The organism is Paenibacillus piri (assembly GCF_004354045.1).
GTDB classification, from domain to species: Bacteria; Bacillota; Bacilli; order Paenibacillales; family NBRC-103111; genus Paenibacillus_S; species Paenibacillus_S piri.
In genome coordinates this window covers 215,764-241,424 of record NZ_SMRT01000008.1, presented here as the reverse complement: position 1 = coordinate 241,424, position 25,661 = coordinate 215,764, and the positions used below count along the sequence as shown (strand labels likewise).

Here is a 25,661-nt window from a genome sequence, read left to right as displayed (position 1 = left end):
TTTTTATGCTGTATGGAAACATACCCGTTAGGAAAACCGCATCGAAAGGCCGAGGTGCCGCCAATCTCCGGTTGATGCAAGGCATCGTGCCGGAGCGTAGTGGTTGATCGAGCTGTCCCGATCGTACTTTTCGTTTTAAAAATATGGGTTCCTATAGAAAGGAAGCTTGTAATGGTTATTTTTTATTCGATCGTCATCTTTGTACTGTTGTGCCAATGGATTTATTGGATCGCTTCGCGCTATCCTGAAATACGCAGTATGCAGCAGGGGAAAAAGCGGATGTACCGGCTCGGCGCCGCTGCGCTGTTGATCGTCGCTGCCGGGCTCAGCCTGCTGCTCGAGCTCACGGTCACGGCCGTCATTCCGGCTCCGCACATAACCTATTTCACGTTTATAACGGCGTTCATGATCGGTCTGGCCGGCATTCTCTGCTTTCGCGTATTTTTGATGGGCAGCCGCCAGGTGTTCAAGCAAACCTGTATGTCCGGCATCGCGTTTTCGCTCTTTTTGATCGGCGTGGAGCTGCTCTGTCTCATCCTGCTGATGTAAACCGAAGCGGGTCGCAGGCAGGCTCGTTATTCCCACTTGAACGTAAAGCTGGCGACGATAAACGCCAGCGCCAGCCAGACGGCCAAAAATACGGCCTCCAGCCATAAGCCGCTTATCGGCGCGCCGACATTCATCACCTGTCTTAACGCGGTGGACAGATGAGAGATCGGAATCAGCTTGACGATATTTTGTACGATTTCGGGCATATTTTTGATCGGAAAAAAGACGCCACCGACAAACATCATCGGGAACGAAATGAACCCGGCGATCGGTCCCGCGCTCTCGGGCGTCTTCGCCAGTCCCGCAACAATAAAGCCCGTGGCCATGAAAGAGAGCGTCCCCAAAATAATGAAGAACAACAACGTCAGCCACGATCCGTTCACCTGCGTGCCGAAGAACAGATAGCCGACCAGCAGCACGATGATCGCCTGGAATCCGTTCAATACAAGCCTTGCCGTAATTTGCGCCGCAATGAAGGTGGAGGCGTTCAGCGTCGTGCTCTGCATGCGGCGCAGCACCCCTCTCTCCCGCCATGAGGCGATTTGTCCGGCCACCCCGTTCAGATTGTTCGACATGATCATCATCGCGAGAATGCCCGGGACGAGAAAATCGATATATCTCAGCTTCAACGCCTGCACGCCCTCCGGCTGCAAGCTAAGAACCGGCGTATAGCTGACGCTCTGTTTGGAAATCGTGTCGATAATCTGGCTTACCGAAACTTTGGCCAGCTCCGATACGGATAAGTTCGTTTCGTCATAATAAAGCTTAAGCGCAGCCGGCGAGCCCGACTTGCCGCTGTTTTGCATTGTCTGCCCCGTTCCTTTCGGGATGACGAGCACGAACTGGGTATCGCCCTGCTTCAGCTGCGCCAGCGATTGCTCGAGATCCTGAGAATCGCTCGTTTTGACAATCGAGCTGCTTTTCATCAGGCCGCTTATCGTTCTGGACTGTTCCGTCGCGTCCTGATCGATCACAATGCCGTTCAGCTCGACCGCATTCCCGCTGCCGAGAAACGAGCCCAACATCACCATAAAAAAGATCGGAAACAGCAGCGTCCAAAACAGTACCTGCCGGTTTCTTGCAAATATTCTAAGCTGCGCCAACGTTAATTGTACGTATGCGTTCATGGTTTGCAGCCGCCTCCCGAGCGAATGATTAAATATTGCATAAAATGGTCAACCTACGCTTCCCGCAAGCTTTTGCCGGTCATATGAATGAACACGTCCTCAAGCGTCGCTGTCCGCGTCTGCAGGTCGATGATACGCCACCCGCCGGCCTCCGCGCGCTGAATCAAATCGATTAGCGAAGCCTGCAATTGGTCGGTGTACAGCACGAACACATCTTTTCGCAGATCGGCCTGCTTCACTTCCCGCACGCTGCGCAGCTGGTCGAGCAGCTCACGGGCCTGCGCTTCGGGCAGCCCGCCCTCTTCCTCCGTCAGCCTGAATTCGATCGCGCTGTCCGACTGCAGGCTGCTCACCAGGCTTCTGGGCGTATCGAGGGCAATGACTTGGCCGCTATCCATCAAACAGATCCGGTCGCAGAGCACATGCGCTTCTTCCATATAATGTGTCGATAGAACAATCGTTTTGCCCTGCTCCTTCAGCCGCAGCACGATATCCCACAGTGTACGGCGCGCTTGCGGATCAAGGCCTGTTGTCGGTTCGTCCAAAAAGACGACCTGCGGATCGTTCACCAGCGCGAGCGCGATCGCCAGCCGCTGTTTTTGCCCGCCGGACAAATTTTTGACGCGGTCATTCACCTTCTCGCGCAAAATCATATCGTCCAGCAGCGGTTCGATCGGCACCGATTCGGGATAAAAGCTGGCATACATCCGCACGATTTCGCGCACCTTCAGCAGCTCGAACAGCGAGGTCGACTGCAGTTGAACGCCGATCACCTGCTTGACTTTTCTCAAGTCGGTTTGCGTATCGAAGCCCGCTACCCGCGCAGTGCCCCCATCGGGCCGGCGCAGCCCCTCGATCATTTCCATTGTTGTCGTTTTGCCAGCGCCGTTGGGACCGAGCAGTCCGAATACCTCTCCCCTGTATACTTCAAAATCGACACCGTTGACGGCGGTAAAATCGCCATATTTTTTCATTAAACCTTTGACTTCGATGACGGTTTGAGCTTCTGCCATGCTTTCTGCTCCTTTCAAATGGACAATTCCTTCCGCGCTAAATCGTACCGGATTGACCCTTGCTTTCCATAGTATACCATTATACGACTGCATAATCCTATTCGCGCCCTCCCCGGATGCACAAGTGACAAGGAACGTGATATAGTAAGGTCAATATCTTAACGTATCGGAGCGATAGACAAACATGAGCCAACCGCAAAAACCAGCAAAAACGACAGCTTCCGGAAAGCATCCCGCAGCCGGCAAAAAAAACGATCATCGGAACGCAGGACGCACGAACGCAAAGGGCGGCGCCCCGATGGGCGCAAATCGCCGCCCGGCAAGCAGCGCCGAAGATGTGAAGCCGGGCGACCGGATCGTCATTACGATCAAAAGGATCGGGATCAACGGAGAAGGTGTCGGCTATTACAAACGGAAAGCCGTGTTCATTAACGGGGCGCTGCCTAACGAGGTGGTTAAAGCCGATGTGCTGAAAGCCGAGTCCACCTATATTACGGCGAAGCTTGTGGAGATCGAGAAGCCATCGCCGGACCGCCAGACTCCTCCCTGTCCGGTATATGATGCATGCGGAGGCTGCCAGCTGCAGCATATGACCTACTCCGCCCAGCTTCGCGCCAAGGAGGAATTGATCCGCGAGGCGTTCAGCCGCTATGCCGGCATGGACAAGCTGCCGCTGCGCCCGATTCACGGCATGGACGACCCATGGGGCTACCGCCATAAAGCTCAGCTGCAGACCGGTTGGCACAACGAGCATATATTGACGGGTCTTTATTCCGCCGGCACGCATAAGGTTGTCGATATCTCGGGTTGTCCGGTACAGCATCCCGTCATCAACGAAGTGACCGTCAAGGTCAAATCGCTGATGAAGCAGCTCGGCATCCTGCCTTATCAGGAGCGGACGCGCAAAGGCACGGTGCGGACGGTCGTGACACGCATCGCGAAGCAATCGGGCGAGGTGCAGCTGACGCTGATCACAGCGACCCGGCAGCTGACGCAGGCGGATGCATTCGTTGAGGCGGTCCGCCGCGAGCTGCCGATGGTCACCACCGTCGCGCAGAACGTCAACCCGGCCGACACCCCGCTCGTCTTCGGCGAAGAAACCCGCACTCTGTGGGGCCGCGAGCGGTTGGACGAGCATTTGGGCGAGCTCCGCTTCTCGCTGTCGCCGCGAGCGTTTTTCCAGCTGAACCCGGAGCAAACCGTGAAGCTGTACGATGCCGTGAAGGAAGCCGCAGGCTTGACGGGCGGAGAGCTCGTCGTCGACGCCTACTGCGGCACCGGCACGATCGGGCTCTGGCTCGCCCCGCAAGCCAAAGAGGTGCGGGGCATCGAGCTTCTGCCCGAGGCGGTCGAAGACGCCCGCCGCAATGCCGAGCTGAGCGGCGCCGCCAACGCTCAGTTTTATGTCGGGCATGCGGAAACGCTGCTGCCCGAATGGGTGTCCCGCGGCGTCCGGCCCGACGTGGTCGTCGTGGACCCGCCGCGCAGCGGCTGCGAGCGCCGGCTGCTCACCGCGATCGCCGACGCGAAGCCGGCACGACTCGTGTACGTGTCGTGCAACCCGTCCACCCTGGCCAAAGATTGCCTGGTGCTGCTGCAAAGCGGCTACCGGCTGGAGTGGATTCAGCCGGTCGACATGTTCCCGCAGACCGCGCATGTGGAGTCGGTAATATTGATGGTTCGAACATGAGATGTGACAGATTCGATTGTCTCCGGCTTTCGCGGTGCATTTCGCACAATGGAGGCCGGTTGGAGGAACGGTACGTAGTACCGAGAGGGGAAGCTGCTAGAGATGAACGATGCGAGCAATTGATAGGCGATCCCGTGAATGTCGCCAAATGAGGGGTGTCCCATAAGTCATGATAATGACGATGAGACCCCCCCTTTTTATCCGGGCTAAACAGCAGTCTGCGTTGCTTAAAGCAAATGTCCGCCAGACACTTCAATGTCCTGGGCTGTAACCCAGCCGAAATCATCGGACAATAAGTTCACAATGACCTTCGCCATATCTTCGGGTTGGCCGATTCTGCCAAATACAGATTGCTCAGCCAGCGGCTTAATGAATTCAGGATGTTTATCGAATACTCCATCGCCAAAATTGCTGTGCGTAGGACCGGGCGAAACTGCGTTGACCCGAATTTGGCGAGGTGCAAGTTCTTTGGCGATGTAGCGAGTCCAAGTTGAGAATGCTGCTTTTAACGAGCCGTAGACGGAGTAGCCTGGAAACGATTGGTTTTTGGATGAGCTCGTGGTATTTACAATAGCTCCTGCATCCTCCATGAATCCTACAAGTTGTTGTGTTAAAAAAATCGGTCCTTTGAAATTCGTATTAAGAATCTTGTCGAAGTATTCTTCGCTCATCTCAGTGAACATCATTGGCCCACCAACACCGCCATTGTTAACTAAGTAATCAAAAGTCGTTCTGTTCCAAATGTCTTGGAGGCTCTTTTTCACTTCTAGAACAAAACCTTCGAATGTCGATATTCGAGTCAGATCCAGCTTCAGTGCGAATGCCCGAACGCCTTTATTCTTCTCAATTTCCTTAACGACAGCCTCCGCCCGGTCCTTATAGGAATTGTATGTGAGTATGACGCTAATTCCGCGCTTGCCAAGCTCAAGCGCCGTCGCTTTTCCAATTCCGTTACTTCCACCTGTTACAATCGCAATTTTCATAAGATCCTCCTTATTTTGTGTTCGATCTGGCTTCAATTTTAGTAGAAACTGTTGAAATAATATAGATCTAATAATGCCTTTTAATTGCCTAAAAACACCACGCTACTTTTCGAGTAATCCGGATTATCCTTTATATTTGTCATATGAAGAGCCTAAAAATTCCGAAGTATTTCAGAGCTGTGTTGAGGGATAAGAAGTCGTGTGATAAAATAAGTGCATGAATAACGTCCTTGATGAAATTATTGATCTAATGAAAGGCGCAGGCACTCGACAAATTGAAACCGGAGTACCGGGGCTAAGTATGATTAAGGGAGACATCCCCGCTCATCAACTCGCAGCGCTCTACGAGCCGATGATTGGTTTTACGGTTCAAGGATCAAAGATTCTTTCAATCGGGGAGCATATCACTGACCTGGAAGGGCCATCATATTACGTGTTACCGGTGCATGTTCCTGCGACGGCGATTGTACATCCAGACCGTGATGGCCGTCCTTACATGTCCCTTGGTCTTAAATTGAATCAGAATGTTCTTCAGAGTTTATTAAGAGATCTTCCTGAAAATCTATTACCGACTGCTTCCGAGCATTTCGCAGCTTGTGAAATGGACATTGAATTTATGGAGGCATGGCTGCGCTTATTGAGATTATCGAAAACATCAAGAGATATTCCAGCTCTTGCACCAGCTTATGAGCGCGAAATCCTATATCGCGTTCTGATGGGACCACAAGGATGGTATCTGAGGCAATTTGGTCTGCGGGAAAGTAATTTATCTAAGATTTCCCAGATTGTAAAATGGATTCGCGATAATTTTATGAGGCCAATAGACATTGGAGAGCTGGCATCAAAATCTGGAATGGCTATAAATACCTTTCACCGTCAGTTTAAAAGGGCAACAGGTTTAAGTCCTATTCAATTTCAAAAGCAATTAAGGCTTTTGGAGGCTAGAAACCTCATTGCATTTGAGGGCTATCCAGTGGCAAGTGCCGCATATCATGTTGGCTATCAAAGTCCTTCACAGTTTAATCGAGAGTACTCTCGTTTCTTCGGTTCATCTCCAGCTCGGGACACTGAGAACCTAAGACGAATCGAAAGCACGAGGGATTAGATAGTTGGCCTCTTTTTTGTACACTCCGCGCATGTGGAGTGTCTAATATTGATGGTTCGCAAAGAATAGATGAGATGTGACATTACTGCTCAAAAAAACAGTAAGGACATGATGTATTTGGAGTGCTGTTATTGGGAAACTTAGTTCAACTGGGAAAGTGCGCTTGACTGGCATTCAAGAGGTCTAGGATTTGAGCTTCCTAAACGCTTCAAAACGAAAGAGGCTGATCCTTGATGAATCAGCCTCTTTTCGCATTTCAAAAACACGACATCTTCCCCGTAAGTGCAATCTAGAGAAAATCCTTCAATTCTTCCGGATGGAACGTATATTTACTGCCACATACATTGCATGCAAATTCAATTATATTGGCGTCAATGTATGCATCGGTTACTTCTTCTTTTCCTAGAGCATACAGCATAGAAAAGAACATCTCTTTTGAGCATCCACAGAATAGTTGTATTGGTTTGGTCTCGAGCAATTCTGCATCATCAAATAGGGTTAATTATTCATAAAACTCTACTCCCTTCTGTCGGTATTTGCTCCAACCTTTATGATAAAATAAATGATAAATCATGACGTAGCGTTAGGTTCAAGGGGGGTAAGATTTGGTTAAGAAAGCTTTGAAAATAGGAGTAGTTGCGAATAAAACGGGACTTACTGTTCGCACCTTGCATCACTATGATCAAATTGGGTTGTTGAAGCCATCGGATGAAACAGAATCAGGTCACCGTCTTTATACAGATTCTGATATCGTACGGTTACATCAAATTGTAACGCTCAGGCAATTGGGTTTTACCCTTGAAGAAATAAAAGACATGATGAATAGCTCTAATTATAATCCCCAGGAAATGCTAAATTTACAGCTAACCCGTTTAAATGAGAAGATAAACCAACTGGTTGAACTTCGAAACAGATTGCAAGACATTATTGAACTACTTGATGTAGGGGGACCTGTATCGAGTGAACGTTTCCTGATGACAATCCAGCTGATGAAAATGCTCGCAAGCCCTTATTTTTCGGAAAATCATAAGGTTGAGATGATAAACAAGTACAAGATGACAGTTACGAATGAATTGGGGAAAAATAACTCAGAGGGCAAGAACTTACTTGACGAGTTCCGTGAAATGAAGGAAAACGGGAAATTGCCTAGCGATTCCGAGGTTGTACCGCTAGCCAAACGATGGATACTTGAAATCGAGTCAGTTGCTCCTGAAGGGTTTATTCAATCCGCCGAACAATATTACAGTAAAAACGTGGCGGAATCGATTGCTTATGGCATGGATAGCGAGCTATATCTTTTCATCAAAGAAGCAGTATCATCCATAAAATCATGAACGGGGTAGTAAATCAGGTTATGGCGGTAGAGCGCTTGACTGGCAGTCAAGAAATCAGGGGGATCGCATCACAATATTACACACACAAGTCATGTGGAGTGCTCTGTGTTACTGACAAAATTAAATAAGTTATAGGCTAAATGGATGGATTTGATTGTTATCATCTTAACAGCAAATCCGCCGAAGAAGGGAGTGTTGAACGATGAATTTTGAAATGGTGATGCAGGAGCTTGAAGCTCTTGGCAAGCAACGACTCAAGAAGATGTACATATCTAACGGCGCACAAGAACCGCTTTTTGGCGTGGCGACAGGCGAGATGAAGCCCATCTTCAAGAAAACAAAAATCAATCAGCCTCTTGCCGAACAGCTTTACACGACAGGGAACTACGACGCTATGTACTTTGCCGGCATCATTGCTGACCCCAATGCGATGACGGAAGCGGATTATGACCGTTGGATGGATGCGGCTTATTTTTACATGCTGTCCGATTTTGTGGTTGCCGTAACCCTAGCGGAAGCAGATATCGCACAAAAGGTTGCCGATAAGTGGATCGCAAGCGGCGAAGAGTTGAGAATGTCGGCGGGCTGGAGCTGTTATTGCTGGCTGTTGGGGAATCGTCCGGATGGTGAATTTTCCGAAGACAAAATTGCCGGTATGCTTGATCTGGTGGAACGCACGATTCATGATGCTCCCGAACGAGCGAAACACGCGATGAACAATTTTATGTACACAGTGGCTGTATCTTATTTGCCGCTCCATGATAAGGCTGTCGAGACCGCTAAGGCAGTGGGCCCGGTAGAAGTCAAACGGGACAAGACCAAAAGCAAGCTCATACACGCTTTCGAAAATATTCAAAAGGCTGTAGATAAAGGACAGCTTGGTTTCAAACGCAAACATGTAAGGTGTTAAACCCAAGTGGTTTCCATGGTTTTGGACTTTCAGGAGAGCGTCCTTGAAAGTTCAATGCGGGGCTAATGTTATGAAGTAAGTCCTGCTCATGAAGCTTGTCTTGGCTTAAATAGTGTAAAAGCAGCCCATTTTCTGGCGGAAAAACGAGCTGCCTTTTTACCACTTAGAGAATCCATTATCTCAAGAGTGCTTTTGCAAGCATCTTTACTAGATGTAGAGGTGCTGTTAGTTTCTGGTTTTAACAGCTAACCCACTAAACGATATAGGTCCTACAACATCCACCCTTGTATTTGCAGTAAGGTTTTCTGCTGTGACTGTGTAACCATGGGTACCCGCTCTTACATTTCTATCTTCAGCCTGGAAGGTAACTACATAATTTTTTTCTGAACCCGCAGATTCAATACCTTGCTGTGTGTTGAAAATTTCTTTTCCACCTCGGAAGATTCTAAAGCGAATTTGCCCAATGCCTTTGACACCTCTGACACCAACGGATACTACCAAATCTACCCGATTCGGTTGAGAATTCATTGGAATCCGTATTGGGATCGCTGCTATGCCAGATTTTGACGGGGAACGCCGAATAGTAAACGATTTGGCCGGGTTGAAGCTACGACGCGGTTGGACGGCCGCTTTATCAAGAATACGTACCAAAAATATCAACTCCTCTTTTTTGATACTCCAAGATATGCAAGAGATATAGAAAATGATTGGACAAATATTTAAGATGATTGCATTTAATAATATGGCTTCCCAAAAGGTTGCTGGAAACATCAGTAAACCTCCGCTGATGCCGTTTATCTGGTGACGGACGGATGTGATTCAAGAAAAACCGTCAGGGAAGATCATCCTGACGGTCCTTTTTATCTGGTCATTATAAGCATGGAACCTTCGAAAATCAAATGGCGATTACGGATGTTTACCGCAAATTGGCAGAAGCTGAAAAACATCTCCAGGGAACTATCAGTACCTCAGGTAGTACAGAGTTTGATGGATGAGTTGGAACGTGGAATGATGGTTTGATAGATGAGGATGAAAAACAAGTAGCTATTATGCGTGTTCTGTATGGGCCAAGAAAATACTAGAACTTTTTATAGCAAACTGAAGATATAGCTGCCTATAAAAAATCTCCTCCTGCACTGCACGGCGAAGGTTTAGCCGCGAAACTGGGGACTCAAACTACCGAGCTAGGCGGAATCTTTTGTTCTATCTCCCTTAACTCTATCTCTCCATCTGGAATTTTTACCATGGGGAATCGGTAGGGTTCTTTACGTCATCTGGCACTCTTTCAACCATCGCCAACAGGCCATAAGCAGCACTATTCGAATACGCTACTTTAACCAGTCGAAGTCGCTTTGTAGTAATAATAAGACGGGGGGAGATTTGCTTTTTGATATTCAACAATAAATTTGTCAAGCTCTTGGCTTAATCGAACGACTTTCTCGTCCGTGAAGCTGCCTGCGCTTAAAGCCTGGTTTATTAATTGAGAACGCATTTGTTCGAGCAGGGATTCCGTTAGGTACATATAATTCACCTCCGACTTCGACGCTGTCAACGCAAGTTATTTATGAGGTTTTGTTTTCCTCCATTTTCTTTTTAATATCGCTTCCCAGCACCTTCATCATCATCCAGCAGATGGATGCGCTTTTGCTTTCCTTCGAAGGCGTCGGTGTGAAAAATACTCGCAGATGACGACCAATTCTCCTGATTTTCGTCATATTCACTACGTTGCAGCCATCGAGTTTCCAAAAATCGTCCAACTCCTCCAGGTCCGCCAGCGATTGAATTCCGTAGTATATGCCGTTTTCGGTATGATACAGGAGGCGTTCATTTTTTTGTTCGATATACAGCACGTCGCGATATAAATCAATAATGACCTTCTGCATTCCGTATTCGGTTTTTCGCAACACCGTCATCGGGGCGCTATCCATGAATGTACTCTTCTCCATTTCTTTATGGAAAATGTGTCGACAATTATTTGTTAGCCTTCTCGACATAAACCGGCTCTCAGACATTATAAAGATTTCCATTTTTATACTTTAATCTTAATAGTAATTTGGGCCAGGGTCACCACATAATTTTGTTCATTAAATCCTATGGTTTTTTCATTTTTATGCAAATTGACGAAAAAAAACATGCTTGAGGATGAAAAAAAGGACTGTATGATTAGCGGAAGCTAATTATACAATCCTTTTTTTATTTGGTAAAATAATACTTATATACCACTACCATGTACTACGTGGTTCTAACAGATCTTTTGCTCTGTTTTTTGCAGGGCGGTTGAAGGTACGGATCGTTGCGAAGGACTCTTCTTTCGACAAGGACAGTTCGTTGATGGAAAGGCTTTCATTTTCGCGTACTTCGACAGTTTTCAATGTATGCACGGCACGATGCAATTGAGGGTTAAGCTCGATTGTCAGCATAAGGATCACCCCCTTCCCGGACAAGTTCCCTACATTACATATTATAACAAATAATTACAAAAAGGAGGAGAGTCACAATGAAAAAAAAGTATATAATAGGGCTTTTCTTGACGATATTTGTTACCTTGCAAATTTGGTGTTCGCTCCTTACGTTCCATTACCCCTTCATCGGGATTTACCTTGGGCTAACCCCGCAGCAGCAATGGGTCATTAAGGAACAATCTCCCGAGGGCGCTAGTACGAAGCTTGACCTTCAGGTCGGTGATGTCGTCAAGCAAGTAGACGGCAAGCTTCCCGACGAGTCTCCATTCGTTTATAAATGGCGAACAATTGAGCAAGCTCAAAAGCTGGTGATTTTCAGAGACGGGTATGAGTACGCCATCAATATAAACGCCAATAGCGACGCCATCTACGATATTGTTACCATATTAGAGGAAATTGTGTGCTTGTTTATGGCAATATTGCTTTTGATAAAAATGCGCCACTCTCCATCAGCCAGGTTGCTGGCAGCTGTTTTTCTGACGATGGCGATTATTTATATGAGTTACGGTGCTTCCGTTAGAGGGGATGCAGTCGGGAAGCTGGTCATCGCCAGCTTGATGATGGTGCTGCCAATCGTGTTCTATCATTTTTTGGTCGTATTTTTCAAGGAAAAAGGTAATATTGAATTGCCTTCGAAGATTTTGAAATATTTGTACGCTTTTGCTATTATTAGCTTCGGTTTTAGATGCTTGTATTTATACCCGCCGCTGGCTTATACGGTATACCGTTTCCATGACTCTGTCACCTTAAGCTTTTTCATAGTCGGATTTTTATTCAATATGTGCATCTTAACGACCCTGTACGTCAAAGTTCGAAAACAACCATCCTACATCGCAAGTATCATCAAGAGCGTATGGCTGTCGTGGATGATCTCATTTCTGCCAGTTATTTGCCTCTCTTTTCTTCCAAAAGTAATAACTGGATTTCAGGCTTTAGATGCCTTATACACAAGCTGGATCATTTTATTTTTCCCGATCTCATTTGCCTACTTGATCGCTTCCGACAAGCTGTACGATTTTGGCCTTGTGATCCGGCGAATCTTGTTCGCCGGCCTGCTGGCGGTCATTCCTGTCAGCGTGTTTACAGGGATTTTCATACTATTTTTTCGCCATGGGACGGACGAAAGGCAAGTTTCGTTTATATTTATCGGTTCGCTGATTCTTGTTACATCGGTGCTGTATGCAGCCGAATATTGGACAACGCGATTGGAGCCGTTTCTGTTCCCGAGGAAATTCGTTCTGCAATCGGCTTTGAAAAAGATTTCGAGAAGCCTCGGGACGATCTCCAGCATTCGTGAGCTGAAAGATATTGTTCTCGTCGATATTGTGGAGACCCTTCAAGTCAAAGGGGCTGCTATTGTGTTCCAATTTGAGAGCGATACCGAGGTCATTCATGAAGGGGAAATCGACGTTGTAGAAATTCGCCGGCTTGTCGGCTCGTCCGCAATGCCCGTTCATTCGCAATATACGTTCATTGAAATGAATAGCCATGAAGCGTATACAAGCTATTTGGTCATCACGCGAAAAAAAGCGAACACGCTGCTTGGAAAGGAAGAAATTCAGTGGCTGCGCCTGATTACCTCGTATTTGGAAGTCAGCCTGGAGAATGTTCATCTGATCCGCAAGCTAACCGCCAGACTGCAGCAGCTCGCTTCACACCTTCCTCATGAAGACATGGCGCAAGATATTCAATGGTTTCGCAAGGTGATGTTTGAATTGCAGGAGGAGGAACGGATTCGCATCGCTATCGATTTGCACGATACAACGATGCAGGATCTCTTCTTTCTCAAAAAAAGACTGGTTGCATTAGGAGAAAAGCATGCTCTGCATAAGGAAGATCGGGAGCAGCTGGATTCCATGATTCATTATGTAGAATTGATCAATACCGGTTTGCGGCAAAGCTGCTTTGAATTAAATCCCCATCTGCTCAAAGAGATCGGTTTGATCCGAACGTTGGAAATGTACGTGGAGAAAGAGGCGTATACGACCCCATTCCAGCTTGAATTCGTTGGCGAACAAGATGCGTCTATTGAAAATAAAGATTTGGAGACCAAACGGCATATTTTCCGCATCGTTCAAGAACTGCTCAACAATGCGAAAAAACACTCGCAAGCCTCTAAAGTCACTTTTCAAACCTCGGAAAAAAACGGAAGTTTTTATTTGAGCTACAAAGACGATGGGGTAGGGTTTGACGACAAAGAAGCGCAGCCAAGGCGAATCGGTTCCTCGGGAATGGGGATCGAGCAAATAAGAAGCCGGATCGTGCATATGGGCGGACAGATGGAAATCATCACGGGAACCGGCGGAGGAACGAAGGTCACCATTACGATCCCGACAGAGGAGGCGATGTCGGCATGAGTAAAGGTATGAAAACACTTGTTGTTGACGATCATCCTTTGGTCGCGAACGCGACGAAAGCGCTGCTGGACAGTATCGACGGGATTGAAGTGATTGGTGTAGTCGGCAATGGCCAACAATGCATGGAACTGGTATCGCTGCATCAACCGGGACTTGTTTTTCTCGATTATCATCTCCCCGTCACATCCGGTATGGAAGTCGCCGCGCAGATCAAGCACAGCTACCCTGACACTCATATCGTCATTTTTACCGGAGTCGACTTGACCGGAATCTATTTGAAATCTATCGAGCTTGGCGTAAGCGGTGTGCTCTCGAAGGAGTCAAGCGAACGGACAATTAAAAATATGGTGAACTGCATTCTGGATGGCTATACGATGCTGCCGCTTTCCTTTTATCGAAATATCCAATTTGGCGGCGCTTATGCCCGGGAGGATTACGCGCTGAATGAGGAAGAACTGCTCATGATGAACATGGTAGTCAAGGGAGCCACATACGAACAAATTGCGGATCGAATCCATACGAGCAAACGAACGGTCGACAATTATTTACGCAAGATTTATGAAAAATTGGGGGCAAAGTCAAAAGCGGAGGCATTGGAGAAGTTTATCAAACACCAGCATTATTCATAAGCTCAGGAGGGTATGGCAATTGAACCAGGAGATCAAGCATCATATGTACCGCATTGTGGACGACCACATCGATGTAGAAGATTTAAATACGCAGCTTAAAACCTTTATTGCGGACAAGGAGCAAGAAAACGCCTCATGGTCGAAGATTACGGTTTGTACGCATTACATGTTAGGCGGAAACTCGCCTCATCTTCATCGCATGGCGGCAGTGACGGAACTGGTCATTTTAGCTTTGGATATTATGGATGATTTGCAGGATCAGGATCATGACAGCAAGCCGTGGCGCCAATGCCCGCAGGCTGTCGCGTTGAACGCCATTCTGGCTCTGCTCATGGGAGTTGTCGGGGAATTGGGGCAGCTGCAGGTCAAGGACAGGGCGCTTGTCGAAGTAAGCCAAATCATTTCGAGATCGGTCAATGGACAACAAAAGGATGTGACCAATTCCATATCGTCGGCAGACGATTACGTGCTTATGACGCAGGAGAAGTCGGGCTCCTTATTCCGGTTCGCCTGCTTTATGGGGTATTCGAATTTGGCATGCGCGGCGGAAACGGTTGAACAGCTGCATGATTTGGCCGATTGCATCGGCCTTATTCATCAAATCCAAAATGATATGAGAGACCTGGCTCAATTCCATGTAAAAAGCGATCTGTTCACCAAGAAGCGTACGCTGCCCATCCTGTATTTGCTCTCCAATGACGATGCGGCCTTTAGCAAAATCAAGGACTATTATGAAGGCAAAATTCAAGCAGATGAGCTTTTGCGGGAAAAAGAAGACATCGTTCGAATGATTCATGAATCCGGGTGTCTGGAATATGCCCGAATTGTCCAATCCGTATGTATTCAAAAGGCGGAGGAAATATATGAGCAATTGCAGGCCTCCTCTCCCTGGAAAGAACAGTTTAAAGAAATGACATATGCTTCGTTCCTGGATTGAAGCAAGCGAAACAGCGTCCCCGAACGATCCGATTTTTCAGGGGGCCGTAAAACTTGACCGGGTTGTTCATACATGTCCAATAGTCATACGCCATCCAAATCTGCCTCGGTGAACACCGAGTGGCCATAATATTGCAAGGAGGAATCATAACGGGATGAAAGCAACCGGACCAACCAGATCCAACCCTGTTCAAACAGGAGCCCCATCGCGAGAACCTGTTCGTTCCAATGCGGCAGTTCTCTCCGCGTCGTCGTCCCCACCTATGGCGTCGGGGCGTGCTAATTCCCCCATGCTCGTGACCGGTTTACACCAAACCATCGGAAATAGAGCACTAGGGCAGTTGCTCCACAGATCCATGGATTCGGCAGGCACGGGGAATCGTATGATTCAACGGGTGGTTAAAAATCAGAAAGGTAAGGATATGGCGACCAAAATTCGCGGTACTGCAAGCTACTCGAACTATAGCGGCAATGAAAAGCTGTTTGCAGATTTCTTGCTTGATGATCCGAGTGTAACGATTGAAGCCGAAGGCTATCGGGAATTCAATACGGAGCTTAAGAAGCGAATCAAAGATTTAGACCCGGACTATCTAAAGTTTCTATCCCAAAAAGAACTTGAGGACATTATTGAAAAAGAGCGTAGCGCCAAAAACCATATCAGCGAAGAACAACTGGCCGATGTTTACAAGGCATTATCCGGAAAGCGGGATTTAACTGTGGATACACCTGTAGGTTTAGGTTTGAATTCGATTCGAAATCCTTCCGGCGACCAGCCCGTAACGGCGGTCAAGGCTCCGGAATCCGACTCCTCTGCGACTCCCTTCACCGGTGCACATGGAAAAGCGTGGAAGAAGGATACTAATGACAAGAGTTCGATCGCTCAGGAATTGGACGGTTGGGCTACTACCGTTCAGGACTTCACCCGAACCGATAAGAGCAATGAAACTTATCACACCTGTGTGGCCTGTTCCAATCAATACAAAAGAGATCAATTGACGACCGACCACCAGGTTCCTTTTGAAACACTGAAAGAAAGGGCGTTCGACCTGGCGCATTATGCCAGTTTGTCCGTGCAGCATGAGACCGAGGTTCGCAAACAGTTTACTAATTTTGATGCTTACTTTGTGAAAAATTCACAGAACCATTACTTCCCAACCAATGCCATGGTCAACGATTACAGCAACGATCTGAAAAATTCTTTGCGGATCTGCAGCGGCTGCAACGGGATTGTCGGGGGAAAGGGAACCGTTAGCCCTGTCGAATTTTTCAGGAGCACGCCGATGTTTGGAGAAACCTTTCTCAAATTCGCTTTGAACGGCGCTACTCAGCCGAATGAATTTTTCGGTAATCCGGATCCCAATACAGGTTGGGGAGAAAAAGCCAGAGAGTGGATTGAGAAGATTATCGTCAAGTTCACGGATATTATTAGCAAAGTGTCTCAAATGAAAGATGAGCGGGTAAGGGACCTGACGACTTTGCAGTCGGAGGTTTATGAAGCCGCGAACTCCAACGTTCCTCAGATTAAATCGCAGATGAAAAAACGAAAGGCGAAATTTAATAATCGGCATTTAGCGGCGGCATCAGGGATAGGGGTGGAGCAGTCGATTGCGGAAAGGGAGAAGTTCACGGATTACGAAGACGGCGTGTCCGATGAGGAAGATTTGGTGGATGAGCTTAAAGGAGCGGTAACCAGGACGCTGGACGAGCGGGAAAAAAAGAAAAAACGAAAAACGGATAAATATACCGGTAAACTGGAAGCGCAGTTAAAAGGGACGGACGACGGTAAAACGACCCTATCCTCTTCGCTTGCCCGCAACGATGCGATCCAGCGGCGCCAAATTTTAGAGAATATGGCCAGATGTGAAGTGCTTGGGTTAAAGTATGAGGGGACTGCGCTAGAGGGAACCACCACCGTGGATGCCGGGATAACAGAAGAAGCGAAAAAGACGGCTATTGCGGAATTGGAACAATTGCAGAACGAGGCCTATAGCCTGGGAGTCAACAACAAAAGCGCGCCAATGGTACCTATTGCCTGGTTGTTTCAAGCGTCTTCTTTCCAGAAAGTTTTTGCATTAATCCGGGACGCCAATCAGCGGGGTTTGGATTTGGCCGTCCAGTACGAGCAGAATCGGACTTTCGAGTAAATATGACGACCCCATTTCAAAGCCCGCCATGTTCTTTTTGTGGTATAATGGGAATAATACGTTATTGGCGCAATCGAAAGGCGGTGAACGGTATGAGTGTAGACCGGGAAGAACTGAAAAAAATGATCGATCAAATCCCCGAACAAGACGCACTCGAAGTGTACGATTTTATCGGATATTTGAATATGAAACGGGAAAGAACCGCCCTTCGGCAATTGGATGTCGCATCGCTCGCAGATGATGCTGACCTTATTCGACAAGTTCAACAAAGCCGCGAAGATCGCGAGCATGGACGCATATACGGTAAAGAAGCAGGACTTGAATATTTACGTACAAAGGTCAAGGAATTTGAGCATGGACAAAACGTATAGCGTCTATTGGTCGCAAACGGCTTTGGATGAACTCAGCGGTATTCTCGCCTACCCGCCGGACGTGAAGGAAAGAGTTTATCTGGAATCGTTTACCCGGCTGTTATTTACACCAACTCTTACCGCAAGACAAATCCTGAAAGGCAAATTGAAAGGACAATGGGTAAGGTTGGGGCTTTACCAAGTTATACTTGTGTTTGAGGTCGACGAAGACGAAGCAAGCGTTTGGATAAATGGCATTAAACATAAGCGGGAGAATGTATATTGGCAAAGAAAGAGGACCTAGCACAATATAAATATCCTACTGGGATTTTGATTTTAATAAGAGGATCGGAGCGTCTCTCTGGTCTTCTTTTTTGTACTTATTTTTACAAGTTAGAGAGTGTGGAATAATGGAAATGATGAATCGAAAACATGCAGATTGGATAATAGAACGGCGGTACGAGGGGCTGTCGCCCCTCTTTCATTTTTACTAACCGTTTTCCTTTTTCGGCCAACCGCCCCATATTCCCAATAGATGTCCATCCGGGTCGAAAAACTGGAAGCTATAGCCGCCGCCTTGTTTATAAATCATATCTTGAACTTGTACGCCCTTCCGAGTCATCTCTTCATGGAGCTCCTTAATGTTGTCGACCTGGAATGTAAAAAAGGGCTTTCTTACACCTTGTGCCGTGACAAAATATTTTGGCAATTCGTTCGAGAGAATCAAGCCAAACCCCATACCATTTACGTTTAACCATGCCTCTTCATCGCCTTCGTTATAAGGAAAGCAATAGTCCAGTCCGAACATTTCAGTATACCACTTAGCTGACTCTTTGACATTTTTAACCGGCAGTTCGATAATTTGAAGACGAAATGAATTTGCCGTCACATTTGCCCCTCCTAATTAATTCCAATTTGCCGAATGGCGCGCTTTAGGGTTCGAAATTATCGATTATAATTATAGCGCGTTTGACGAAAATTGAATATTGGAATGTCTATCTGTTCCCCTCTATTTTAAAATTGTTACAAAATTAACAGAATCGATAGGCAGATTCTGGTAGAATCATGTCGAATGATATCGAATAAGGATGGATGCACTCTGGATGCTCAAGGCGTAACCAAGGAAGAACTTTCACTTCTCCTCTCCAAAGACCAAGGGAACGACACGCAACCATTGAAGCCGATCAAAGATCCCGCTTTGCTTCCCCGATCCAAGCGACAAAGAAAAAAGAAGAACTGGATTCAGCGGTTTATTCCATAACAGAGAAGGAACGTCGTGTCCTTCTCCTTCGTTGCAGTTATCCAAAAGCTCTTCTGTAATGTAGCCTCCCTGTCGAACCTTTTCACCCTGTTGGAACGACCAATCCAATATGGGTCAAGTGAACGACAATCCATACCAGTTTGTTCCGTTTCATTCCACTCATTTATCAGCCAGCTTGAAAATTCAAGCGTCAGCATTCATTTCTGTTGACAAAGCAATAATATTCATGGTAGATTGTAATTCTGACACGGAAGCCAAGCCTGTCAGTACTGTGCGGTCGTGGCGGAATTGGCAGACGCGCTAGATTCAGGTACTTGCGCGAAAGTCGATCGTAATTCCTCAAAATCCGCGTCGTTATGCGGTTTTACCGGCGTCGTTATGCGGTTTTACCGGTGTTACAGTTTCAAGTCTCTCCTGTAGTTCTCTCCTTTATCCGAGGCACAGGTTGAGGCAAAATGTGCGGTCATGGCGGAATTGGCAGACGCGCTGGCTTCAGGTGCCAGTGGTAGCAATACCGTGGAGGTTCGAGTCCTCTTGACCGCACCACCCTAAGAATGAACTAGCTCTTGAATTTGTCCTTGTGACGGTTCAAGAGCTTTTTGTTTGATTGGGATTTGCAACGTGTTGCTCGTGACCTGCGCCGACGAAATCTTGGAACTGTAGTCCAGATGAGCATAAATGTTAGCCGTCGTGGAGTAATGGCTATGCCCGAGCCATTCCTGAAACTCTTTCATACTTACACCATTCGCCAGCAATAGGCTGGCGCAACTATGCCGAAGATATCATCCATCCTTCCTATACCGGATCGCATTATCCAGCAAATTTCACAGTGCCCTTTCCATGCGTCGTGGAATTAAAATGCTGCGTAAACTGGCCAAGCTCGTCTTTGGATGATGCTCATGAGCAAGAAATACGACTGTCCGTTCTTGGTGGCAGGCGTGAGGATATGAACATCGTCTTCCGTTAAGTAATCTTGGGCATATTCTGCATTAGCATCGCCGAGTCATGGAAGGTAAATGTAGGATTGAGCCCAGCCGTATCATAGAGGGATTGTCCCTGATCGTTCAGCCACACCCAACGAATAGCGGGGTGTTCTGCGTGTGCGCGATCCAAGGTGTGTTTCAGCGCGTCTACCCCGATTTCAGCACAAGTGACAGCCACAGCATGGTGCGTAATTTCATAGGCCAGCTCCCGTCAGCCGGTAACCAACGCCGCGCACGGATTGAATTTCCCAAGACGACTGACCCCGTTTCAACTGTTTACGCAGCCGGCTCATATATACGCTTAGGTTGTTATCGTCATACCGTTCATGTCGCCAGACCTGTTAATAGATTCCAAGCTTCGTGATCACCTGGTCGGGATGTTGCATAAGGAGCTGCATCAGTTCGCACTCTACCATCGTTAAGACTAAAGAAGGGTGGCTGGATTTAGGATGCCGTCTGCGCAGAACGGTTAGAATGCGGGCCATTAACTCCATTGGACTAAAGGGCTTCGACATATAATCGTCAGCCCCGTGTCCAAGCGTGGCGATCTTATCCTGTTCCGCTCTTCGTGCGCTGACCACAATAGCCAATACGTCTAATCCGCGATTGTTCAAGTAACACAGCACTTCGAACCCGTCGCGTCATCCATCATGAGATCCAGAATGAGGAATCCACTTGCTCGGATTCCAGCCGCTCACCTTTCCCAATTTCTCAATCAAGTGGAAATGTCGATGCCAAGGAGCTCTTCACGCTCACGAACAACACCGATGGAAACATCTTTTCGAAATGTAGTCTCGAAGCTCATAATCGTCGATATGTTTCTGATACTTGGGTCTGCGTTCCTCTTGAATCCCTTCTGAGAAGAGAATTTTGGCACGTAGAGCATCAAATGAGTATTTATCCACGACCTAAATTGATATTCCCACCACGATTAGCCCGGTAACGATAAGCGATTTGGTCCCAACACGGTCAAATATTCGGACAACTTCCTAAGAACCAAAAAAATTAACGAATAAAAATTAACGAATAATGTCACAGATCCCCTACGTTCCCCATCTTAGTTTATGAAAGACTAAACAGTGAAGGAAGGTATGGCGGATGAAACAGATTACTAGGCAGGAGAAACCCGTCGCCCTGGTCACCGGGGCCAACAAAGGAATTGGTCTTCAAATTGCGAAGGATCTCGCTGCGCACGGCTTCACTGTGCTCGTCGGGTCGCGCAACCTCGAGGATGGGGAGAACGCCGCGAAGAGCGTCGGAGCGGATACCCGAGCCCTCCAACTCGACGTCACGAATCAGGACTCCATCGCCGCAGCGGCAGAGCGCATCCGGAACGAGTTCGGCCGTCTCGATGTGTTGTTGAATAACGCGGGCATCGCGCATGCGGGAAAGCCGGGCAGGCCGCTTCAGGAAATTGCGATGTCGGGCCGAGCGAGCGTCGCGTCTCTTGACGAGGTGCGCGTGGTGTTCGAGACGAACGTGTTCGGCGTCATTGCCGTCACTCAAGCGATGCTACCACTCCTTCGTGAAGCGCCGGCAGCACGCATCGTCAACATATCGAGCGCCGGTGCCTCGCTAACAATCAACTCGGACCCGAATGGTCCACTGTGGGGGATGATCGACGTCGTTTACTGCCCGTCGAAAACTGCCCTAAACGCGATCACGCTCGCCTTCGCTTCGGATCTTGAGTCGACAGGCATCAAGGTCAACGCTGTATGCCCAGGCTTCACCGCGACGGACATTAATGGCTTCGCGGGCACGCGCACCGTTCAACAGGCCGCACGTGAGCCCGTGCGCCTCGCGCTCCTCGATGAGAACGGTCCGACGGGCACGTTCTCCAACGAGGACGGCCCACTTCCGTGGTGATATAGTCTTGAATGCATAATCGAAGGGATTGTCGGGTACGAATCTAGTCGATCCCTTCTAATTGGGCGCTGGTTCGGTGTGTCGCGTAGAAGTCAAGGTGAATGCGGCCGACAACCCATGGGCAAGTGGCTTTGGTTTCTAATGGGTACGATAGCTTGACAAGACACCGCTGTGGACTTTTCGCGGGGAATGATAGTTGAATGAATTGAAACGGGAGCTGCACTGCGACTCCCGTTTTTGTCGTGATTTGAAACATTTCTTTGCCGTTGGTGTTGTATATAGTCCGGATTTTTTGTCGGCATCGCTCAGCTAACTGATAGGATTCTTCAAATTTCTAAAATGATGTATAGTCCGAAGTTCGAAGGCTTCCCAAAGAATGATTAACGAATCTTGTCACAGATCCACAACAATATCCATCTTAGTTTATGAATGAATAAACAGCGAAGGAAGAGATGTTCGATGAAACAGTTTGATGTGGCGATCATTGGTGGAGGATTTGCCGGTTTGGTGGCGGCAATTGATTTGGCCCAGGCAGGCAAGTCCGTTGTCCTTTTCGAGAGAGCCAAAGAGCTCGGCGGTCGGGCAATATCTGTCAAGAAAAACGGGGCTATCTTCGATATTGGCTCGCATGCCATAATCAAGGGAGGGGCTTTGCATCAAATTTTTCAAGATTTAGGGATAAGAATGGATGGAGTCTCTCCCGGCACGAACGTATCCTTTCTGTGGAATAATAAGGTAACCCATATGTATAAATTTATATTTTCACAAAACCTAAGCTGGTCAGGTAAGATGGAGTTTATAAAGTTTTATAACAAGTTAAGAAAATTCGATGCCAATTCAGTGCCGGCGATCAGTCTGAGGAGTTGGGTCGAACAAGAATTTAACGATCCGATGACACGTCATATCATTTATGCAATGTTAAGGACAAATTCGTACGCACAAGCCATCGATCTTGGACCTGGAGAAATCAACCAGCTTGGTGGAACAATTCATGTCTGCTCTAACTTCGGGTGACGCGGCCCAAATCATGAAGTTCCTATCGACCAATGCGGTACTACTCACAGACGGGGGTTTTTCATAAACTTAATAGCGGGGGGCCCTTGACAATCATTTCAGAAGGGTGTACTTTTAAAATAAAAAATGTTAGTTATTTATAACTAACGAATGAGGATGATTCGTTTGAGTGCCAAAACAGAAAACACTGCCGATAAGATAATATCGTCTACTGTTGATCTAATGTCCGAGAAAGGATATAAAGCGGTAACGATTAAGGAAATCGCCACTGCTGCATCCGTTAGTGAGATGACCGTATTTCGGACATTTGGCTCTAAAAAGGCTATATTAGATGCCATTATTAATAGCTTTCTTTCTTCTGCTCCGATCGAGCAGCTCAACCAAAAGAACATCACATACGAGCTGGAAAAGGATTTGTTAATGATCAGTGAGTTGTACCATGAGGTGTTGAATAGAAACAAAGAAATCTATTTAATCTCCATCATGGAACGAAAAACAATGCCTGCAATCCATCTGAGCTTGCACAATAATGCGATCAAGTTTCTTACAATGGTCACTGAATATTTCCGTGTCATGCAGCAAAAAGGCAAGGTGATCAAGGGCAATCCTCAATCACAGGCCTTGACGCTCATGCGGTTTAATTACGGGAAATTTATTTCAGGCCTGCTTTTAGAAGGCATCGCGTCACCCTTCCCTGACGATAACCTGCAAGAGTCAATATCCATTATAGCTAAGGGTTTACAACCCTAATTTTTTTAGTCTTAATGTTAGTTGTTAATAACTAACTTTATTTGAAAAAGGGGGTGTTTTGGTGGACCGTTTGTGGACAAAATCGTTTATTGGACTAATGATGACGATGTTCTTTTTGTGCTTCGGGTTTTATTTGCTCCTCCCGACATTACCGCTCTATATCAAAAAATTAGGTATCGGCGAATCGCAGCTCGGATTCATCATCGGCGGATTTACCTTGTCCGCAGTTGTTGTTCGTCCTGTTATTGGCGGTCTCTTAGATCGTTTCGGCAGGCGCTTCTTTATCCTTGCAGGGCTGATTGTTTTCGCCATAGCTATGTTTCTATACAACTGGGCTAGCGGAATTCTCTTGTTGTTTCTTCTGCGAATACTTCATGGCTGCGGTTGGGCCATTTCCACCACATCTATCGGCACTGCGATTACCGATGTGATCCCTACTCAGCGCCGAGGTGAAGGAATGGGCTGGTATGGCATGTCCATGAGTGTATCCATGGCCATCGGCCCCATTGTCGGAGTGTGGATGGTTCAAAATTACTCTTTCCGCAATTTAGTTATTCTAGCCTCCTGTTTATCTGTTGCAGCCATCCTTCTCGCTCTCGTGATCAAGGTGCCTGCCTTACGACTGGACAACAAACGAAAAGCTGTGTTTTTCGACAAATCCGTCCTGCCAATATCTGTGGCGATATTTTTCTTAGCCCTTACGTATGGGGGGATCACCACATTCCTGCCGCTGTTCGCCGGATCTATTCAAGTTAACGCAGGTACTTTCTTTTTGGTCTACGCCATTGCCCTGACCCTCGCCCGCCCTGTTGCAGGGAAGCTGGCGGATCGTTTTAACGAAACTTCGATCATTATCCTGTCTTTAATTATTACAATCATCGCTCTATTCATCTTGAGTTTATCCAATGGATTACCAAGCGTCATTGCTTCGGCAATTCTGTATGGTATTGGGTTCGGATCAGCTCAGCCCACGCTTCAGGCAGCAACTCTTAACCTCGTTTCTTCTGACCAAAAAGGCGTAGCCACTGCTTCCTTCTTCACGGCTATGGATTTAGGGATTGGGCTCGGATCAATCATACTCGGATTGATTTCCCAGTTCCTAGGCTACTCCTTCCTATTTGCTGCATGTGCTGTTTCCGGGTTGATTTCTTTACTGATCTTCACCGTTTTTGTAAGACGAACCTTACTAAGCGGAAAGGAGGATAAAGACGGGAAGATTAATCAAACATCCTAAACCGATTTTTTTGAATGTTATGTTAGTTGTAAATAACTAACACTACAAGTATATACCCTACAAGGAGGAAAAAAACAATGTCGACCGCTGATTTGAATATTGGAATTATTATCGGCAGTACGCGCCCAGGGAGAGTAAGCCCGCAAGTCGGGAAATGGATTATGGATATCGCAGAAAAACGTGGTGACGCATCATACGAAATCGTGGATCTCGCAGACTACAACTTACCGTTTCTCGGAGACCCTTCAGGCGAACGGCAAGTTGCGGCTTGGGCTAAGAAAATATCCGGCTTAGATGGATTCGTATTCGTCACTGCGGAATATAATCACAGCATTACTGGAGTATTAAAAAATGCACTGGATTCTGCACGAACTGAATGGTACAACAAGGCAGCCGGTATTGTCAGTTACGGTTCCTCAGGCGGAACACGCGCCGCTGAACATTTGCGTGGAATTCTAGCGGAGCTGCAGGTGGCAGACGTTCGTACACACCCCGCACTAAACATCTTTACGGACTTTGAGAATTATACGACCTTTAAGCCTGCCGAATTACACATTACGCATGTAAATGAAATGTTGAAGCAAGTAATTAGTTGGTCTACCGCTTTAAAATCGGTTCGAAGCTGACCGGGGTCCGCATTATAGGTAAAACAACAAGCTCTTCCGTCGCCAGGAAGGCTTGTTCGTATTCGGTTTCAATCCTTGCCGAATTCTGTCCATAGGTTGCCAAATGCGCGCATCTTCTGGGAAATTGGGGTGTATTTGTCAACTGAAATATTCACCATTCGCTCATTTAAAATTCCCCCAACTTTGAAAATTTGACTTGGCTTAGCCAGTGAGGAGACAAACAATTGATGGAATATGTGCAAAATCCGGTTTTGCCCATAAAGCTATCTGGCAGCCTAGTGGAATTGAATACAAGAAGATAAGTCTATCTAACATAACTAATCCCAACAAGCAGCCCG

At 47.1% G+C, this 25,661-nt stretch carries 25 protein-coding genes, 1 tRNA gene and 3 pseudogenes; 17 read left to right on the top strand and 12 right to left on the bottom strand.

The genetic code is table 11. The features are described from left to right. Positions 1-171: 171 nt before the first annotated feature. Positions 172-549: a hypothetical protein gene (locus E1757_RS18170; protein WP_133230619.1), complete on the top strand. Its 378-nt coding sequence runs from the start codon at positions 172-174 to the stop codon at positions 547-549. 26 nt (positions 550-575) lie between these two features. Here E1757_RS18170 and E1757_RS18165 read toward each other — a convergent pair whose 3' ends face one another. Both E1757_RS18165 and E1757_RS18160 read right to left on the bottom strand, forming a co-directional pair. Continuing rightward, positions 576-1,676: an ABC transporter permease gene (locus tag E1757_RS18165; protein WP_133230617.1), complete on the bottom strand. Its 1,101-nt coding sequence runs from the start codon at positions 1,674-1,676 to the stop codon at positions 576-578. Between the two features lie 53 nt (positions 1,677-1,729). Beyond that, positions 1,730-2,689 (bottom strand): ABC transporter ATP-binding protein, encoded by a 960-nt coding sequence (locus E1757_RS18160; RefSeq protein ID WP_133230615.1) that lies wholly within the window; start codon positions 2,687-2,689, stop codon positions 1,730-1,732. A 184-nt stretch (positions 2,690-2,873) separates the two neighbouring features. Between E1757_RS18160 and rlmD the strand changes: the two genes are divergently transcribed. Further along, a complete protein-coding gene (gene rlmD, locus E1757_RS18155; protein WP_133230613.1) occupies positions 2,874-4,379 on the top strand; it encodes a 23S rRNA (uracil(1939)-C(5))-methyltransferase RlmD in 1,506 nt (501 codons plus the stop codon). A 227-nt stretch (positions 4,380-4,606) separates the two neighbouring features. Here the strand turns inward: rlmD and E1757_RS18150 are convergent, their stop codons facing one another. Next, complete coding sequence (locus tag E1757_RS18150; RefSeq protein ID WP_133230611.1) at positions 4,607-5,362, bottom strand: SDR family NAD(P)-dependent oxidoreductase; 756 nt, start codon at positions 5,360-5,362, stop codon at positions 4,607-4,609. 217 nt (positions 5,363-5,579) lie between these two features. Here E1757_RS18150 and E1757_RS18145 point away from each other — a divergent pair, with 217 nt between their 5' ends. Continuing rightward, positions 5,580-6,467 carry an AraC family transcriptional regulator gene (locus E1757_RS18145; protein ID WP_133230609.1) on the top strand — a complete coding sequence of 296 codons (888 nt, stop codon included), beginning with the start codon at positions 5,580-5,582 and terminating at the stop codon, positions 6,465-6,467. Positions 6,468-6,756: 289 nt separating this feature from the next. On the opposite strand, the pseudogene E1757_RS37225 reads toward E1757_RS18145, so the two are convergent. Beyond that, positions 6,757-6,948: pseudogene (locus tag E1757_RS37225) on the bottom strand (Hsp33 family molecular chaperone HslO); the annotation flags it as partial. A gap of 124 nt (positions 6,949-7,072) precedes the next feature. Between E1757_RS37225 and E1757_RS18135 the strand changes: the two are divergent. After that, positions 7,073-7,801, top strand: a complete 729-nt coding sequence (locus E1757_RS18135; protein ID WP_133230605.1) for a MerR family transcriptional regulator — start codon at positions 7,073-7,075, stop codon at positions 7,799-7,801. Positions 7,802-8,003: 202 nt separating this feature from the next. After that, positions 8,004-8,711: a DNA alkylation repair protein gene (locus E1757_RS18130; RefSeq protein WP_133230603.1), complete on the top strand. Its 708-nt coding sequence runs from the start codon at positions 8,004-8,006 to the stop codon at positions 8,709-8,711. Positions 8,712-8,936: 225 nt separating this feature from the next. Here the strand turns inward: E1757_RS18130 and E1757_RS18125 are convergent, their stop codons facing one another. From E1757_RS18125 to E1757_RS18110, 4 genes are all read right to left on the bottom strand, one after another. Then, positions 8,937-9,362 (bottom strand): exosporium protein C, encoded by a 426-nt coding sequence (locus E1757_RS18125; protein ID WP_133230765.1) that lies wholly within the window; start codon positions 9,360-9,362, stop codon positions 8,937-8,939. A 682-nt stretch (positions 9,363-10,044) separates the two neighbouring features. Then, positions 10,045-10,233 (bottom strand): aspartyl-phosphate phosphatase Spo0E family protein, encoded by a 189-nt coding sequence (locus tag E1757_RS18120; RefSeq protein WP_133230601.1) that lies wholly within the window; start codon positions 10,231-10,233, stop codon positions 10,045-10,047. 40 nt (positions 10,234-10,273) lie between these two features. After that, positions 10,274-10,639, bottom strand: a complete 366-nt coding sequence (locus tag E1757_RS18115) for a LytTR family transcriptional regulator DNA-binding domain-containing protein (RefSeq protein WP_165972174.1) — start codon at positions 10,637-10,639, stop codon at positions 10,274-10,276. 294 nt (positions 10,640-10,933) lie between these two features. Then, the gene (locus tag E1757_RS18110) at positions 10,934-11,131 is read right to left on the bottom strand and encodes a hypothetical protein (protein WP_133230597.1); all 198 of its coding nucleotides are present in this window, start codon (positions 11,129-11,131) and stop codon (positions 10,934-10,936) included. A gap of 77 nt (positions 11,132-11,208) precedes the next feature. On the opposite strand from E1757_RS18110, the gene E1757_RS18105 reads away from it, so the two are divergent. From E1757_RS18105 to E1757_RS18080, 6 genes are all read left to right on the top strand, one after another. Then, positions 11,209-13,530 (top strand): sensor histidine kinase, encoded by a 2,322-nt coding sequence (locus E1757_RS18105; protein ID WP_133230595.1) that lies wholly within the window; start codon positions 11,209-11,211, stop codon positions 13,528-13,530. Then, positions 13,527-14,159 (top strand): response regulator transcription factor, encoded by a 633-nt coding sequence (locus E1757_RS18100; protein ID WP_133230593.1) that lies wholly within the window; start codon positions 13,527-13,529, stop codon positions 14,157-14,159. The genes E1757_RS18105 and E1757_RS18100 overlap by 4 nt, the downstream gene beginning before the upstream one ends. A 19-nt stretch (positions 14,160-14,178) precedes the next feature. Continuing rightward, positions 14,179-15,096, top strand: a complete 918-nt coding sequence (locus E1757_RS18095) for a polyprenyl synthetase family protein (protein WP_165972173.1) — start codon at positions 14,179-14,181, stop codon at positions 15,094-15,096. Positions 15,097-15,478: 382 nt separating this feature from the next. Beyond that, positions 15,479-17,239 (top strand): hypothetical protein, encoded by a 1,761-nt coding sequence (locus E1757_RS18090; protein WP_133230589.1) that lies wholly within the window; start codon positions 15,479-15,481, stop codon positions 17,237-17,239. A 122-nt stretch (positions 17,240-17,361) separates the two neighbouring features. Continuing rightward, positions 17,362-17,610 carry a hypothetical protein gene (locus E1757_RS18085; RefSeq protein WP_246079258.1) on the top strand — a complete coding sequence of 83 codons (249 nt, stop codon included), beginning with the start codon at positions 17,362-17,364 and terminating at the stop codon, positions 17,608-17,610. After that, positions 17,594-17,893, top strand: a complete 300-nt coding sequence (locus E1757_RS18080; RefSeq protein ID WP_133230585.1) for a type II toxin-antitoxin system RelE family toxin — start codon at positions 17,594-17,596, stop codon at positions 17,891-17,893. The genes E1757_RS18085 and E1757_RS18080 overlap by 17 nt, the downstream gene beginning before the upstream one ends. 186 nt (positions 17,894-18,079) lie before the next feature. Here the strand turns inward: E1757_RS18080 and E1757_RS18075 are convergent, their stop codons facing one another. Then, entirely contained in the window at positions 18,080-18,478 is a 399-nt protein-coding gene (locus E1757_RS18075; RefSeq protein WP_133230583.1) for a VOC family protein, read from the bottom strand. Positions 18,479-19,309: 831 nt separating this feature from the next. On the opposite strand from E1757_RS18075, the gene E1757_RS18070 reads away from it, so the two are divergent. After that, positions 19,310-19,396: transfer RNA gene (locus E1757_RS18070), tRNA-Leu, on the top strand. 2 nt (positions 19,397-19,398) lie between these two features. Here the strand turns inward: E1757_RS18070 and E1757_RS18065 are convergent. The 3 genes and pseudogenes from E1757_RS18065 to E1757_RS37215 all read right to left on the bottom strand — a co-directional run. Then, a pseudogene (locus tag E1757_RS18065) lies at positions 19,399-19,617 on the bottom strand (hypothetical protein); the annotation flags it as partial. Between the two features lie 410 nt (positions 19,618-20,027). Next, positions 20,028-20,162, bottom strand: a pseudogene (locus E1757_RS37220) (helix-turn-helix domain-containing protein); the annotation flags it as partial. 12 nt (positions 20,163-20,174) lie between these two features. After that, positions 20,175-20,459 carry a response regulator transcription factor gene (locus E1757_RS37215; RefSeq protein ID WP_133230581.1) on the bottom strand — a complete coding sequence of 95 codons (285 nt, stop codon included), beginning with the start codon at positions 20,457-20,459 and terminating at the stop codon, positions 20,175-20,177. Between the two features lie 472 nt (positions 20,460-20,931). Between E1757_RS37215 and E1757_RS18050 the strand changes: the two genes are divergently transcribed. The 5 genes from E1757_RS18050 to E1757_RS18030 all read left to right on the top strand — a co-directional run bounded on the left by E1757_RS18050 (position 20,932) and on the right by E1757_RS18030 (position 25,323). Beyond that, positions 20,932-21,699 carry an SDR family oxidoreductase gene (locus E1757_RS18050; RefSeq protein ID WP_133230579.1) on the top strand — a complete coding sequence of 256 codons (768 nt, stop codon included), beginning with the start codon at positions 20,932-20,934 and terminating at the stop codon, positions 21,697-21,699. Between the two features lie 459 nt (positions 21,700-22,158). Further along, the gene (locus tag E1757_RS18045) at positions 22,159-22,713 is read left to right on the top strand and encodes an FAD-dependent oxidoreductase (RefSeq protein WP_165972171.1); all 555 of its coding nucleotides are present in this window, start codon (positions 22,159-22,161) and stop codon (positions 22,711-22,713) included. Between the two features lie 165 nt (positions 22,714-22,878). After that, positions 22,879-23,463 carry a TetR/AcrR family transcriptional regulator gene (locus E1757_RS18040; protein ID WP_165972170.1) on the top strand — a complete coding sequence of 195 codons (585 nt, stop codon included), beginning with the start codon at positions 22,879-22,881 and terminating at the stop codon, positions 23,461-23,463. 61 nt (positions 23,464-23,524) lie between these two features. Then, a complete protein-coding gene (locus E1757_RS18035; RefSeq protein WP_133230573.1) occupies positions 23,525-24,697 on the top strand; it encodes an MFS transporter in 1,173 nt (390 codons plus the stop codon). 77 nt (positions 24,698-24,774) lie between these two features. Next, positions 24,775-25,323 carry an NADPH-dependent FMN reductase gene (locus E1757_RS18030; protein WP_133230571.1) on the top strand — a complete coding sequence of 183 codons (549 nt, stop codon included), beginning with the start codon at positions 24,775-24,777 and terminating at the stop codon, positions 25,321-25,323. Positions 25,324-25,661: the final 338 nt, after the last annotated feature.

Bases quoted from the DNA above. Each gene is read 5' to 3' on its own strand.
- E1757_RS18170 (WP_133230619.1), top strand. From the start codon at position 172: ATGGTTATTTTTTATTCGATCGTCATCTTTGTACTGTTGTGCCAATGG.
- E1757_RS18165 (WP_133230617.1), bottom strand. From the start codon at position 1,676: ATGAACGCATACGTACAATTAACGTTGGCGCAGCTTAGAATATTTGCA.
- E1757_RS18160 (WP_133230615.1), bottom strand. From the start codon at position 2,689: ATGGCAGAAGCTCAAACCGTCATCGAAGTCAAAGGTTTAATGAAAAAA.
- rlmD (WP_133230613.1), top strand. From the start codon at position 2,874: ATGAGCCAACCGCAAAAACCAGCAAAAACGACAGCTTCCGGAAAGCAT.
- E1757_RS18150 (WP_133230611.1), bottom strand. From the start codon at position 5,362: ATGAAAATTGCGATTGTAACAGGTGGAAGTAACGGAATTGGAAAAGCG.
- E1757_RS18145 (WP_133230609.1), top strand. From the start codon at position 5,580: ATGAATAACGTCCTTGATGAAATTATTGATCTAATGAAAGGCGCAGGC.
- E1757_RS18130 (WP_133230603.1), top strand. From the start codon at position 8,004: ATGAATTTTGAAATGGTGATGCAGGAGCTTGAAGCTCTTGGCAAGCAA.
- E1757_RS18120 (WP_133230601.1), bottom strand. From the start codon at position 10,233: ATGTACCTAACGGAATCCCTGCTCGAACAAATGCGTTCTCAATTAATA.
- E1757_RS18115 (WP_165972174.1), bottom strand. From the start codon at position 10,639: ATGGATAGCGCCCCGATGACGGTGTTGCGAAAAACCGAATACGGAATG.
- E1757_RS18110 (WP_133230597.1), bottom strand. From the start codon at position 11,131: ATGCTGACAATCGAGCTTAACCCTCAATTGCATCGTGCCGTGCATACA.
- E1757_RS18105 (WP_133230595.1), top strand. From the start codon at position 11,209: ATGAAAAAAAAGTATATAATAGGGCTTTTCTTGACGATATTTGTTACC.
- E1757_RS18100 (WP_133230593.1), top strand. From the start codon at position 13,527: ATGAGTAAAGGTATGAAAACACTTGTTGTTGACGATCATCCTTTGGTC.
- E1757_RS18090 (WP_133230589.1), top strand. From the start codon at position 15,479: ATGATTCAACGGGTGGTTAAAAATCAGAAAGGTAAGGATATGGCGACC.
- E1757_RS18085 (WP_246079258.1), top strand. From the start codon at position 17,362: ATGATCGATCAAATCCCCGAACAAGACGCACTCGAAGTGTACGATTTT.
- E1757_RS18080 (WP_133230585.1), top strand. From the start codon at position 17,594: ATGGACAAAACGTATAGCGTCTATTGGTCGCAAACGGCTTTGGATGAA.
- E1757_RS18050 (WP_133230579.1), top strand. From the start codon at position 20,932: ATGAAACAGATTACTAGGCAGGAGAAACCCGTCGCCCTGGTCACCGGG.
- E1757_RS18045 (WP_165972171.1), top strand. From the start codon at position 22,159: ATGAAACAGTTTGATGTGGCGATCATTGGTGGAGGATTTGCCGGTTTG.
- E1757_RS18030 (WP_133230571.1), top strand. From the start codon at position 24,775: ATGTCGACCGCTGATTTGAATATTGGAATTATTATCGGCAGTACGCGC.